We start from the raw sequence: 13,230 nt of genomic DNA, 5'->3' as shown, positions 1-13,230 counted from the left end.
TCAACCAAATATAAAAGAGGTGGGAGTTACGTGGCGATCATAATAAATAGATTGAAACATGCCTTGGCTAAAACAACCTCTCAATGAAGGGTAATCAGATCAAAATGACAATAGAGCTAAGCTAAAGTAATGCTATTTAAGTGTAACTTTTAACATATTGTTTAGCTAAGGCCTTTAATTTTTTAACGTTAAATGTAAAGGCTAACACTATAAAGTCAGCCCTTATTTAGAATGAAATTTTTATTTTTCAGCTTTATAAACAATACCCGCTTTCATAACGAAAGGAATTTGCTCTAATGTAGAAATGTTTTTTAATGGGTTTCCCTCTACTGCAATAATATCCGCGGCAAATCCGGTTTTTATTTGCCCGAGCGTATTTTGCATTTTTAAAAGCTTGGCACTGTTTATAGTTGCTGATTGAATGGCTTGCAGTTCAGTCATGCCAAATTCAACCATACGTGAAAATTGCTTTGCATTATCACCATGTGGGTAGATGGCCGCATCGGTCCCAAAGACCATATTTACACCGGCTTTAACTGCTCTGCTAAAGCTATCTCTTTGTTTTTTTGAAACTTGACGTTCTTTATTTAAGTTTTCTTCGTCTACACCATTTTGTTCGCCAAAGCTTAATGTATATTCTGTGTTGTATATGTCCATTGAAAGCCAAGTCCCATGCTTTTTAGCCAAGGCAATGGCTTCATCGTCTAAAAAGCTTGCGTGTTCTACGCTGTCAACGCCTGCAATAATGGCTGTTTTAATCCCACTTGTACCATGTGCATGAGCAGCAACAGGAAGGTCGCGCATATGTGCTTCTTCAACAATGGCCTTCATTTCTTCAAGTGAGTATTGTTGTACACCTACTTTTGTGCCCTTTGAAAATACACCGCCTGTTGCGCAAAACTTTATAGCATTGGCTCCATACTTTATATTTTCACGCACTTTTGTCCTAACGGCCCAAGGCCCATCGGCTACGCCGGTTGAGGTATATTTTAACTCAGGCGGTAAGCGGTTATTGTCACAATGCCCGCCTGTTATACCAAGAGATGGACCAGCAGCCCAAATTCTCGGGCCTATAATATCACCTGCATTAATACCGTCACGCACCGCAATAACACTATAACCATCTGCGCCTACATTTCTCACAGTCGTAAAACCGGCTTCGAGCGTTTTTTTAGCAAAATAGGCCGATTTAACGGCCATGCGTGGGATTGACTGACCTAACCGCTCACTACGTGAAACAGTAGGATCACTTGTTAAATGCACATGCATATCCATTAAGCCAGGCACTAATGTTAACTGCGGTAGATTTATATGTTCATCACTTTTGCCAACTTGCGGCTTTTTGTTGCGTTCTATCGAGGTGATCACGCCATTATCAACAGTAATAAGAGGGGATTGAATAAGTGTGCCATTTTCTACATCTAACATGGCCTTTGCAGAAATGTAGGTGACTGCTTGGGTGGGTAAACTACTCAAACATAATATTGCGACTGAGGCTGATAACAGGTGCTTTTTCATTTTTTAATTCTTTTATATGACATTAAAGTTGTTTTGACTTTACCAAGCTTAAGTAAAAGTGCAATAAAATAACGACTAAGTTACTACTTTATTTAGCTTAATTTAAAGCTCATAATCGGCTTGTATTTTTTAAAAGGATTAACATGAAATTATTAAAATTAGCACTTGTGGCTACATCAGTGATGGGGGCTTTAACGGGGTGTAGCAATACTGCGCCTCAACAAAGTAATAGTAAACCGGTTTCTTCATCTATAAATGCTGTGGTGTCAGAGCTATCTGCTGAGCAACAACTCGATGTGCTAGTTAACCAATATTATGAAGAGTCACTCACGTTTGCACCAATTCGTGCTACATACAGCGGAAAAAATGAATTTAATGATGTATTCACGCCTGAGATTTCAGTTTTAAACCGTGATAAAAAAGCGGCTTTTTATAAAAAGTATCAACAACGCCTTGGCTACATAGATTCCGAGCAGTTAACAGGGCAAGCGCTATTAAGTTATGAAATTTTAAAACGTGACCTTGCACTTAACCTAGAGGGGATGCAATTTCCAAGCTACTTTCTGCCTATTAATCAAATGTCGGGTGCACATAATGTGTTTGCTGGATTTGGCTCTGGACAAAGTGCACAACCTTTTAAAACAATAAAAGATTACGATAATTTTTTAAAACGTAGCGATGGCTATATTAAATGGCTTAAAAGTGTTGAGCTTTCTATGGCTGAAGGTATAAAACAAAAAATTGTTTTACCTATGCCTCTTGCAAAAAAGTTAGCCCCACAATTTGGCGCGCATGTTGTAAATAAGGCTGAAAACTCACTGTTTTGGGGGCCTATCAACAATTTACCAGACTCGTTTACAGCCGAGCAAAAACAAGAAATTACAGCGCAATACCGCGATTTAATCATGAAGCAATTAGTGCCGGCTTATCAAAGTATGCACACATTTTTAATTAACGATTATATTCCTAGTAGTCGTGTGTCAGTAGGCTACAGTGATTTTACTGATGGTAAAGCTTGGTACGAATATCAAATAAAGAAAAACACAACGCTTAACTTATCTGCTGACGAAATTCATAATATTGGTTTAAGCGAAGTATCGCGTATTTTAAGCGAAATGAAAAAGGTAAAACACACCGTTGGCTTTAACGGCGATTTGCCCGCATTTTTTACTCACTTGCGTGATTCAGATGAGTTCTACTTTAATACCGCTGATGAGCTTATTGAAGCGTACGAAAATGTGAAGAAAAAAATTGATGCAAAAGTACCGCAGTTATTTGATGTGGCCCCTAAAGCGCCTTACATTGTTAAACCAGTAGAGGCTTATCGTGCTCAGTCTGCGGCGGGTGCTTCTTATGCAGCCCCTGCACCAGATGGTTCACGTCCGGGTATTTTTTATATCAATACTTTTAATTTAAAAGCACAACCTAAGTTTTTACTCGAAACACTCTCGATTCATGAAGCGGCGCCGGGTCATCATTTTCAAATTGCTCTTCAACAAGAAATAGACGGTTTACCTGATTTTCGTAAATTTGGTGGGTATACGGTTTTTGCTGAAGGGTGGGCACTGTATGCAGAAAGTTTAGGAAAAGAGCTTGGATTATTTACCGATCCTTATATGTGGTATGGGCGTTTGGCTGACGAGCAATTACGGGCAATGCGTTTAGTGCTCGATACTGGTTTTCATGCAAAAGGGTGGACGCGCGAGCAAGGTATACAATACATGCTTGCTAATTCATCAATGGCTGAAAGCGATGTAGTGGCAGAGGTTGAACGTTATATTGCTTGGCCAGGGCAAGCTCTCTCGTACAAATTAGGGGAGTTTAAAATTAAAGAACTTCGCGATTATTGTAAAAAAGAGCTAGGAAACCGGTTTGACATTAAGGCGTTCCACACGCAAATATTAATAGATGGTGCATTACCCATGCCTATTTTAGAGAAAAAAATTAAACGTTGGGTGCAGTCGCAGCAATAAACTACGCGCAAAGCGAGTATCGTTTTAAGGTATTGGCTTTGCGCCATTTAATGCATTACGGTAGAATGCGCGCTCTAAAAGGGGCGTGAGTACACTATGTTTGATCAACAGTTAGCAAATACACAATTTTGGCTTAAAAAAAGCCTGAGCGAAATGAGCCAAAGTGAATGGGAAGCTATTTGTGATGGCTGTGGTAAGTGTTGTTTAAATACATTTATAGATAGTGAAGACGAAGATGATTTTGCCCCAACCGATCAGCTACGTGAAGGTGAGCAGCTTATTTTCACTAATATTGTGTGCCAGTATCTTGATAACAATACCTGTGGATGTAGTGAATACGAAAACCGACAAACTTTGGTACCCTCTTGTGTAAAACTTACTAAAGAAAACCTTAAAGATATATTTTTTATGCCGCAAAGCTGCAGTTACCGACGGTTACACGAAGGACGAGGCCTTGCATCGTGGCATCCGCTAGTGAACAACGGCGATAAAAGTCACATGCACGAACTCGGTATTTCAGTGAAAGACAAAACAGTGAAAGACTGTGATGTAAAATTAGATGACTTTGATTTATATATTGCAGAATGGCCAACAAAGGATTGCGATTAATGAGTAAGTTACAAGCAAGTATTGGCTTAATAAACCCAAAAAGCCCCACAAACGTTGGCGGCGTTTTGCGAGCTGCAGGGTGTTACGATGCAAATCAGGTTTACTTTACGGGTAATCGTTATCTTAACGCACAAAAGTTTCATACCGATACTAAAAATGTGGTTGAGCGTATTCCATTAACACCTACGGATTGTTTGGAACAATGTAAACCGCAAGGAGCTACTGTCGTTGTTATTGAGCTCATTGAGGGGGCGACTCCTTTACCCGAGTTTGAGCACCCAGAAAATGCATTTTATGTATTTGGCCCTGAAGATGGCTCAGTTTCAAAAGACGTACTAAAGTGGTGCGACGAAGTCGTGTATATACCGACCATTGGCTGTATGAACCTTGCAGCAACCTGTAATGTCGTGCTTTATGATAGGCTTGCTAAATTAGGTGGCGTTAAAAGTAGCGATGACACCATAATAAGCTCGCGCGATACCAACAACAAAATGAAATGGGTAAAACCAGCTTAATACCTTCCTTTAAACGCCAATAAACCTTATTAATTGGCGTTTAAAGTTTGTATACACTCCCTTTTTAACGCTTACTTAGAGTTCTTTTAATTAAATTTTATTTCACTGCTAGTATGTGAACTACACTTAACTAAATAAATTTATGATAATTTTAATATGCATATTGTTATTATTTTATTAGCGTTAGTTAGTTGTTTTAGTACTGCAAGTACATCAGTGAGTTATCTTAACAAAAGCACACTTACCACTGTTGAGGGTCAGCGTTATAAGTCAGGAGTATTATATAAATCACCTAACAATAAGCGTACTTTGCATATTGCTACTTTGAACTGGCCGCCTTACATAAGCGATAGCCTTTGCAATAAAGGTTGGGTTTATCATTTTGCTGTTGCTTTACTAAATAGCCGAGGTTATGACGTTTATATCGAGTTTTTACCTTGGGCGAGAGCTGTACGAAATGTCGAAATAGGGAAAGCCGATATTTTAATGCCTGAATATTTTATAGAAGACACAGCCCCTTCTGACTTTGTTGAAAACAAAACCAGACGAGAGTTATTAGGTATTTCAAATACATTTAAAGGTGGGAATATTGCTTTTTTAAAACGTAAAAACTCACCGGGTATTTTTACAGGCAACTTAAATTCGTTAAAAGGTGCAAAAATTGGCGTTGTTAGAGGGTATCAAAATACCCCTGAGTTTGATGCAATGATGGATAACAATGAATTTAGTGTTATAGGTGCTGTAGATGACCTACAACTAGTACAGCTACTCGCTGCAGAACGTGTGGATCTTATTATTGGCGATCCAGTTGTATTGGCGCATTCAGTCAAATACTCAACATTGAATGACAATGCTAAATCAAAGTTGCTTAATTTTCTAGAGCAAGATGGCAAGCCACTACGTTATAACCCATTGTATTTTGCCATTAGTAAGCAAACACCCAACTGGCTTGAAGTACTTGAAGACATAAACCAGGCTCTAAATCACTTTAATAATAGCGGAGAAACTAAGCGATTAATCGATTTAATTTCAGCTGAGTGTCCGAGCACAAGTTTGAATTGAATTGGAACGTTCTTAGTTTGGTGTGGTAAAAAAACTTATTAACAATGTAGAATCAGTTTAACTTGTTAATGGAGTGAAAATAAAAATGAGCACACTGAACACTAATCAACCCTATGGCGTGAATGAACAGCAAAAAAATAATTATCTGTTTCCTTTGACTGCCATGACTACCTTATTCTTTTTATGGGGATTTATAACCGTTTTAAACGACGTGCTTATTCCTAGATTAAAAGGTGTATTTGATCTTACATATTTTGAAGCAATGCTGGTGCAGTTTTGCTTTTTTGGTGCCTATTTCATTGTATCTATTCCTGCTGGTATTTTAGTTAAACAACTAGGCTATAAAAAAGGAATATTAACGGGGCTCGTTGTTGCCTCTATTGGTTGTATGCTTTTTTACCCTGCCGTAGTGGTACATGAGTATTGGTTGTTTTTAGGTGCATTGTTTGTACTTGCTGCAGGTATAACGGTGTTACAGGTGTCTGCTAACCCATACGTTGCGGCTCTTGGTCCTGACAAAACAGCCTCTTCACGATTAAATTTAGCACAAGCACTTAATGCACTGGGCACTACTGTAGGGCCTTATGTAGGAGGGATTCTATTTTTCGGAACGGCAGGCACATTAGCAGCATCTGCTGCATCTGCAGAATCAGTAAAAGTACCTTACTTAATGCTAGCAGCGGCACTTTTACTTATTGCTATTGTGTTTGCATTTATTAAATTACCAGAAATAGAAGCCCACAAAGAAGACAGTCACTCAGCACCAGAAACTCGCTCATTAATGCAAGCACCGCATTTAACTATGGGGGTTATTGCTATTTTTTGTTATGTAGGTGGCGAAGTTGCCATTGGTAGTTTTTTAGTTAACTATTTTGGTGAAGCACACATCGCCGGGCTTGAAGAGCATGCAGCCGCTGCACTGATTAGTTATTACTGGGGTGGCGCTATGGTAGGGCGTTTTATTGGCTCTGCTTTATTACAGAAAATTGCGCCCTCTAAGGCTATTGCTTTTAATGCGATAAGTGTTATTGCTCTGTTATTAATCACTATCTTTACACAAGGTGACGTGGCTTTATATTCAGTACTGGCAATTGGTCTATTTAATTCAATTATGTTTCCGACTATTTTTTCTGTCGCAATTGAAAAATTAGGCGCGCTAACAAGTAAAGGCTCTGGTTGGTTATGTTTGGCTATCGTAGGTGGAGCTTTGGTTCCATTATTACAAGGATATATTGCTGATACTGTGAACATTCAAGATAGCTTTTTTGTTCCTATGCTATGTTATGTATTCATCGCTTGGTATGGTTTAAATGTGGTTCGTTTAGCTAAAAAGTGGTAAAGAGCAGGCTGTATAATAATGACTGAATACGTATTCAGTCATTATTAATCCTCCTTTTAACTGGAACATTCCAAAATGAGTTCTTATCTAAAAATAATTTCGTAAAATTAATTACTTAAAATTTACAATCAAGTTTACCTAACCCTTTTTTATTGTTTTTAAGTGGTATTTTCGTAAAAAGCGAAAATTGCTAAGACAATCCTCCCAATATTTGCTAAAACTAAACTGCTAAAAATTAAAAAATAAAGGGCATTTATGTTTGGGGCACTTAAGTTCACAACAAAAGTTACAATAGCAGCGTCAGTAGTACTTGTTTTGGTGTTAGGCTTATTTACTGTAAATAACTACACCACTTTAAAAAACCAAACACAAACGCAACTTGCTTTGGTGCTTCAACAAAACTCAGAGTCAGTGTCGCAAAACATTGCAAGCTGGCTAAATGCCAAACTATCAATCGTCAATGCGTTTGCCCAAACGCACAAACCATCTGATTCAAACACATTGACGCTTTCTCAATTAAATACGGCTGAATTAGCAGGTGACTTTAAAAATACTTATATAGGCCAATCAAACGGTAATTTTATTTTAAACGACCAAACAGTAGTTTTACCTCCTGATTTTGATGCGACGTCGCGCCCCTGGTATAAATTGGTTGAAAATAAAACCAATACCGCTTTTACAACTCCTTATATAGACGTAACGACCAATGAGCTAACTATATCTGCCGTTGTGCCTATAAACCACAATGCTCGCTTTGTTGGGGTTGCAGGCGCTGATATAGACATGCAAACGGTCACAGACATTATTAACGACATTGACTTTTTAGGGTTAGGCTACGGCTTTTTGCTCGATGACAACGGTCAAATATTAAGCCACCAGCAAAGCAGCTTTAATTTAAAAAATATTTCAGCGCTTTTTGGCACTAAGCCACCTCTGAGTAGCGAGTTTATTGAATATAAAATTGCAGGCGAAACTAAATTAGTTTCGTTTAATAAAATCCGTGGAATCGAAAATGTAAATTGGTATTTAGGGGTTGTTATAGATCAACAAAAAGCATTTGAGAGTGTATCCAGTTTTGGTAAAACAGCATTTATATATTTAATTGTAGGTACGATAGTCATTGTAATTTTAATGCAATTTTTGCTTCGTTACTTAATGCGCCCAATGAATCGGTTAAATGATGCTATTAAAGATATTTCTCAGGGAGAGGGCGATTTAACACGTCGTTTAGAAATAGAAAATGACGATGAGTTTGGTGAGTTAAGTCATTCATTTAATGTGTTTATCGAAAAAATTCAATCTTCAATAGAGCAAGTTAAAGATACAACTGTCCTTCTTGATGGTGTTATAGCAAGCCTTCTAACGCAAACTCATTCATCACTTGCAATGTATGACGATCAAAGTATGCGAACAGATAGCGTTGCCGCGGCAATTAATCAATTCACTGGAATGACAACAGACATATTCAATAGTGCGTCTGATGCATCAACACTCGCAAAAGATGCAAATCAACACTCGACACAAAATCAAGAAATATTAAGTAACAACGTTGCAGGGATTCACGAACTGTCTGCCAATATAGAGCAAGCTCAACAAACTATTAATAGCTTAAATGCACATACAGAAAGCATTGGTAATGTTCTTGAAGTAATTAAAGGCGTGAGTGAACAAACCAACTTACTTGCATTGAATGCGGCTATTGAAGCAGCTCGCGCAGGTGAAGCAGGACGTGGTTTTGCAGTAGTGGCAGATGAAGTTCGACAATTAGCTCATCGCACCAAAGAGTCGACTCAAGAAATAGAAGAAACAGTTTTAGAGCTGCAAAAAGGGTCAACTTTGGCGGTTGAGTTAATGAAAACAAGCTTGCAAGGCAGCGAAAAAAGCGTGTCAGAAGCGGATGCTGTTGGTGAATTAATGCAGCAAGTAATAGAAGATATAAAACAAATAAGCGCTGCCAATCATGTTGTTGCAGGCGCTACAGAAGAGCAAAATCAAGTTGTTAAATCACTTGATGCGGATATACAAACCATCAGCGAGTTGTCTATTCAAAGTAAAACCAACCTAAATAATACGCTAAACGAATGCACAAAACTGAGGCAACAGTTCGGTGATTTAGAACAAATGGTTAAAAAGTTCAAAGTATAAATATGGAAAAGGAAACCTTAAGTAAGTCGAGCTGGCGCAATTTAATTAACATAGATAGCGTTTACAATTCTGACAAACAGCGTCAAGCATTTTCGTTATTTGCAATGATAGCCTTCGCAATTGTTGTGTTAGGTTTTTTACTTTTAGCTAATTATGATGTGTATTCACCTATTCTCAGTGTCGCTTTGCTCGTTGCCAATATGACGATTATTGCCTGTACAGTTTACTTTTTTAAAACAGGTAAACTAGAGGTTGTATCTTTAACGACCATGTCGATCATATTTATTATGTGTATTGCGCTGATATATACGGGAGGGAAAGAAAACACGGCGCTTTACTGGCTTATGTTTTACCCAGTTGTTACTTTTGCAACGTTAGGGGCAAGATTGGGCTTTTGGCTAAGTTTTAGTCTGATCCTTTGCTGTATAGCGCTTTTATATGGTCCTAATTTTGGACAAGTAGATTACGGCATTGTAGAAAAATCACGCTTTATGGCTTCGTTTAGTTTGGTATTTACGTTTTCGTTTATTGGTGAATTTTTTAGGCAAAAAAGTCACGCGTCTATTGCTGAAATCACATTGGCACAAAAAAAGGATGCGTATACCGATCAGTTAACAGGGGCTGCTAACAGACGCTTTGTTACATCTCATTTTTTTAAACTGGTTAGCGATAATCCCGATAATTATTTACCGTTCTCAATTTTACTTTTGGACTTAGACCATTTTAAATCTATTAATGATAACTATGGCCATGACAGTGGTGATACGGTATTAATTGAATTTACTAAAATGTTAGAGTCACAATTTAGCCGTGATTCAATAAAAGCGCGTTATGGTGGGGAAGAGTTTGTGGTGATATTACCTAAAGAAACAATCGAAACCGCTGAAAAAGTTGCTAATAGTTTTAGAGAAAGTGTTGTCAATACAACGCTTTTGAATGTTGACAGCAAAAACGTAGCACTTACCTGCAGCATAGGTGTAGCACAAGTTAATAAGCTAGCAGACTACAATGATGCGCTAAAACAAGCCGATCGATGCCTTTATAAAGCAAAGGAAACGGGTCGAAATAAAGTTGTCTCAGCTTTTACTTAGGAGTTGTTATGTTTCAAAGTAAGTTAATTTATATACACGATCCAATGTGTAGCTGGTGTTGGGGCTATGCGCCTACGTGGCTAAAATTAAAAGAACAGCTTGAGCACAGGATTATTGTTGAATATAAAGTGGGCGGCTTAGCTGCCGATAGTCAGCAACCTATGCCAAAAGCAATGAAAGAAATGCTTGTAGAAACGTGGCATAAAATACAAAAGCAGTTAGGTATACAATTTAATTATGACTTTTGGCGTAATTGCGAACCCCGTCGTTCTACTTATCCGGCTTGTAGAGCAGCTCTTATCGCCCGTAAAACCAATAAAGAAGCGCAAATGATTGAAGCAATCCAGCATGCTTACTATTTAAATGCGCAAAATCCATCAGATGAAATCACGCTAGTAGAACTAGCTGAAGGAATCGGTTTTGAAAAGACTGCGTTTGCAGATGAGTTAGCGTCATTATCATTAAATAATGAATTGAGTGACGAGCTTAATTTTATAAAAACGTTGCCTATTAACGGTTTTCCTTCTTTAGTGTTAATTCATAACAACAGCTACTACCCCATTGCGGTTGATTACACAGATTGGCAAAGTACCTATGACAAAATTACTAGCATTATTGATTAATCGCTTTTCAACAGCCTGCTAGTTTATTTATTTTTAATTTACAAAACCTCTTTAATGCCAAATTATGACAGCTGTCATAAAAGCGACTTTTTTGCGCAACATCCTTGTCATCTTTTATCTATAAACTTCCTTTCATTGAATTATTCAAACCAATAAATCTCTGTTTATTGGTTTGAAATACAACCTAGCAAATCCGCTAATTAACGAGTAAAGGTGTATGCGATGAAAGGCGTTAAACCATTAATCTTAGCTGGTATTGTGGCCGCAAGTGCAGCAGTACACGCTAACGATTTAGACAAGGTTATTGATAAAAGCAGTGAAATAAATATATCAGCTGCGCAATCACAAACAAAAATAGACAAGATTGCAGATTCAATGCAAGGTCGTTTACAGCAATTTAAAACACTCAATAAAGAAATTGATGGTTTAGCTGTTTATAACGCGCAGTTAAATAAACAGCTTAATAATCAAATTGAAGAAATGGAATCGCTTAACCTATCAATGGATCAGGTTTCTATTATTGAGCGCCAAATTACCCCGCTTATGATGCGAATGATCACCGGTCTTGAGCAATTTGTATCGTTAGACATTCCTTTTTTACAAGACGAACGCGCAAAGCGTTTAGCATCACTTAAAGCCATGATGGACCGTGCAGACATCACGTCGAGTGAAAAATTTCGTCGTGTACTTGAAGCTTACCAAGTAGAGGTCGATTACGGGCGCACTATTGAAGCTTACACTTCATTGCTAGATGTAAACGGTAAAGAGCGTGAAGTTGATTTTTTACGCATTGGCCGATTAGAGCTGATTTACCTAACACGTGATGGTAAACACGCTGGTAGCTACAACACAGAGACTAAAACGTTTGAAACATTACCAGATTCAACAATTAGTCAAATCAACAAAGGTTTACGTATTGCGCGCAAGCAACTTGCCCCAGATATGCTAACTCTGCCAGTACACGCAGCAGAATAAGAGGTTAAAAATGAAATTGTTTACTCAAATGACAAAAATGGCATTGTTTGTTACAAGCCTCGGTTTTGCAGGCGTTAGCACTGCGGCAGAAACAATGGATCTTGATTCATTATTAAAAACATTAGAAAACGGCAAGACCGTTCAAAGTGCGCAAAATAAACAACGAGAGCAGGAGTTTACTTCTCGCCAAAACCAGCAAGTTCAAATGTTAAATGATACAACTGCAAAGCGTAACCAAATGCTTTTTGAATCAGAGCGCCTTGAAACACAATTTGAAGAAAACGAAGTTAAACTCGCTAACTTAACCGATACCTTATCTAAGCGAATGGGATCACTTAAAGAGTTATTTGGGGTATTACAGCAAGTCGCTGGGGACTCTAGCAATAAGTTTGCTACTTCGGTTGTATCAGCAGAATTACCGGGCCGTAGTGACTTTATGGACGAGTTAGCTCAAAAAATGGGTTCAACGTCTAAGCTTGCATCAATAGAAGATATTGAAAAGGTGTGGTACGAGCTACAACGTGAAATGACTGAACAAGGTAAAGTCAGTCGCTTTAATACTTCAGTTATTGTTGAGGGTGGAAATAAAGCAGAGCAAGAAGTTGTTCGTGTTGGTGCCTTTAACTTAATTTCACAGGGTCAATACTTAGAATATAACCCAGGAACAAACACGCTGAGCGCGCTTACTCGCCAACCAGTGTCTCGTTATACCGCTACAGCTGCTGACTTACAAGATGCTAAAAGTGGTGTTGTACCGTTTGCATTAGACCCAACAGGTGGCTCTATTTTAGGTTTGCTTGTTCAAGCACCTGATACATCAGAGCAAGTTCATCAAGGTGGTGCGGTTGGTTATGTCATTTTAGGTGTTGGTTTACTTGCTTTATTAATTGCAATTGAGCGCTTTATTTCATTGTTACTTGTTGGTGGAAAAATTCGTCGCCAATTAAAAGATTCAGTAGCGCGTGACGACAATCCGCTAGGTCGTGTAATGAAAGTAAAAGACGACTACCCACATGTTGCTTACGACACGTTAGAGCTTAAATTAAGTGAGGCAATTTTACGTGAAATGCCAAAAATCACACGTAACTTAACGCTTATAAAAATCATCTCTGTTGTTGCCCCATTACTTGGCTTGCTAGGTACGGTGACCGGTATGATCAATACGTTCCAAGCAATCACATTATTTGGTACTGGCGACCCTAAACTAATGGCTGGTGGTATTTCTCAGGCACTAGTTACGACCGTACTTGGCTTAGTTGTGGCAATCCCAACAGTGTTTATATACACATTACTAAACACGCGTTCAAAAGGCTTACTGCTTATTTTACAAGAGCAAAGCGCAGGTATTATTGCTGAGCGAAGCGAGAAGGGAGAATAAAC

At 38.2% G+C, this 13,230-nt stretch carries 11 protein-coding genes; 10 read left to right on the top strand and 1 reads right to left on the bottom strand.

The genetic code is table 11. The features are described from left to right. Nucleotides 1-240 precede the first annotated feature (240 nt). A complete protein-coding gene (locus tag ATS76_RS11760; protein WP_058552293.1) occupies nt 241-1,518 on the bottom strand; it encodes a Xaa-Pro dipeptidase in 1,278 nt (425 codons plus the stop codon). A gap of 143 nt (nt 1,519-1,661) precedes the next feature. Between ATS76_RS11760 and ATS76_RS11755 the strand changes: the two genes are divergently transcribed. The 10 genes from ATS76_RS11755 to ATS76_RS11710 all read left to right on the top strand — a co-directional run bounded on the left by ATS76_RS11755 (nt 1,662) and on the right by ATS76_RS11710 (nt 13,228). Then, nucleotides 1,662-3,491: a DUF885 domain-containing protein gene (locus ATS76_RS11755; protein WP_058552292.1), complete on the top strand. Its 1,830-nt coding sequence runs from the start codon at nt 1,662-1,664 to the stop codon at nt 3,489-3,491. 96 nt (nt 3,492-3,587) lie between these two features. Continuing rightward, complete coding sequence (locus ATS76_RS11750) at nt 3,588-4,100, top strand: YcgN family cysteine cluster protein (RefSeq protein WP_058552291.1); 513 nt, start codon at nt 3,588-3,590, stop codon at nt 4,098-4,100. Beyond that, the gene (locus ATS76_RS11745) at nt 4,100-4,615 is read left to right on the top strand and encodes an RNA methyltransferase (protein WP_058552290.1); all 516 of its coding nucleotides are present in this window, start codon (nt 4,100-4,102) and stop codon (nt 4,613-4,615) included. Before ATS76_RS11750 ends, ATS76_RS11745 begins: the two co-directional genes overlap by 1 nt. Before the next feature lie 156 nt (nt 4,616-4,771). Further along, nucleotides 4,772-5,677 carry a substrate-binding periplasmic protein gene (locus ATS76_RS11740; protein WP_058552289.1) on the top strand — a complete coding sequence of 302 codons (906 nt, stop codon included), beginning with the start codon at nt 4,772-4,774 and terminating at the stop codon, nt 5,675-5,677. Nucleotides 5,678-5,762: 85 nt separating this feature from the next. Next, nucleotides 5,763-7,016, top strand: a complete 1,254-nt coding sequence (fucP, locus tag ATS76_RS11735; RefSeq protein ID WP_058552288.1) for an L-fucose:H+ symporter permease — start codon at nt 5,763-5,765, stop codon at nt 7,014-7,016. Between the two features lie 255 nt (nt 7,017-7,271). After that, nucleotides 7,272-9,161, top strand: coding sequence for a methyl-accepting chemotaxis protein (locus ATS76_RS11730; RefSeq protein WP_058552287.1), 1,890 nt, complete (start codon nt 7,272-7,274; stop codon nt 9,159-9,161). Nucleotides 9,162-9,163: 2 nt separating this feature from the next. Continuing rightward, nucleotides 9,164-10,252: a GGDEF domain-containing protein gene (locus ATS76_RS11725; RefSeq protein WP_058552286.1), complete on the top strand. Its 1,089-nt coding sequence runs from the start codon at nt 9,164-9,166 to the stop codon at nt 10,250-10,252. An 8-nt stretch (nt 10,253-10,260) separates the two neighbouring features. Further along, entirely contained in the window at nt 10,261-10,875 is a 615-nt protein-coding gene (locus ATS76_RS11720) for a DsbA family protein (protein WP_058552285.1), read from the top strand. A gap of 222 nt (nt 10,876-11,097) precedes the next feature. After that, a complete protein-coding gene (locus ATS76_RS11715; protein WP_058552284.1) occupies nt 11,098-11,850 on the top strand; it encodes a DUF3450 domain-containing protein in 753 nt (250 codons plus the stop codon). A gap of 10 nt (nt 11,851-11,860) precedes the next feature. Continuing rightward, entirely contained in the window at nt 11,861-13,228 is a 1,368-nt protein-coding gene (locus tag ATS76_RS11710; protein WP_058552283.1) for a MotA/TolQ/ExbB proton channel family protein, read from the top strand. Nucleotides 13,229-13,230: the final 2 nt, after the last annotated feature.

The organism is Pseudoalteromonas sp. 10-33 (genome assembly GCF_001469195.1).
In the GTDB taxonomy this organism is placed as follows: domain Bacteria; phylum Pseudomonadota; class Gammaproteobacteria; order Enterobacterales; family Alteromonadaceae; genus Pseudoalteromonas.
This window is presented reverse-complemented; position numbering and strand designations above follow the sequence as displayed.

Coding starts and splice junctions, on each gene's coding strand:
- ATS76_RS11760 (WP_058552293.1), bottom strand. CDS start 1,518: ATGAAAAAGCACCTGTTATCAGCCTCAGTCGCAATATTATGTTTGAGT.
- ATS76_RS11755 (WP_058552292.1), top strand. CDS start 1,662: ATGAAATTATTAAAATTAGCACTTGTGGCTACATCAGTGATGGGGGCT.
- ATS76_RS11750 (WP_058552291.1), top strand. CDS start 3,588: ATGTTTGATCAACAGTTAGCAAATACACAATTTTGGCTTAAAAAAAGC.
- ATS76_RS11745 (WP_058552290.1), top strand. CDS start 4,100: ATGAGTAAGTTACAAGCAAGTATTGGCTTAATAAACCCAAAAAGCCCC.
- ATS76_RS11740 (WP_058552289.1), top strand. CDS start 4,772: ATGCATATTGTTATTATTTTATTAGCGTTAGTTAGTTGTTTTAGTACT.
- fucP (WP_058552288.1), top strand. CDS start 5,763: ATGAGCACACTGAACACTAATCAACCCTATGGCGTGAATGAACAGCAA.
- ATS76_RS11730 (WP_058552287.1), top strand. CDS start 7,272: ATGTTTGGGGCACTTAAGTTCACAACAAAAGTTACAATAGCAGCGTCA.
- ATS76_RS11725 (WP_058552286.1), top strand. CDS start 9,164: ATGGAAAAGGAAACCTTAAGTAAGTCGAGCTGGCGCAATTTAATTAAC.
- ATS76_RS11720 (WP_058552285.1), top strand. CDS start 10,261: ATGTTTCAAAGTAAGTTAATTTATATACACGATCCAATGTGTAGCTGG.
- ATS76_RS11715 (WP_058552284.1), top strand. CDS start 11,098: ATGAAAGGCGTTAAACCATTAATCTTAGCTGGTATTGTGGCCGCAAGT.
- ATS76_RS11710 (WP_058552283.1), top strand. CDS start 11,861: ATGAAATTGTTTACTCAAATGACAAAAATGGCATTGTTTGTTACAAGC.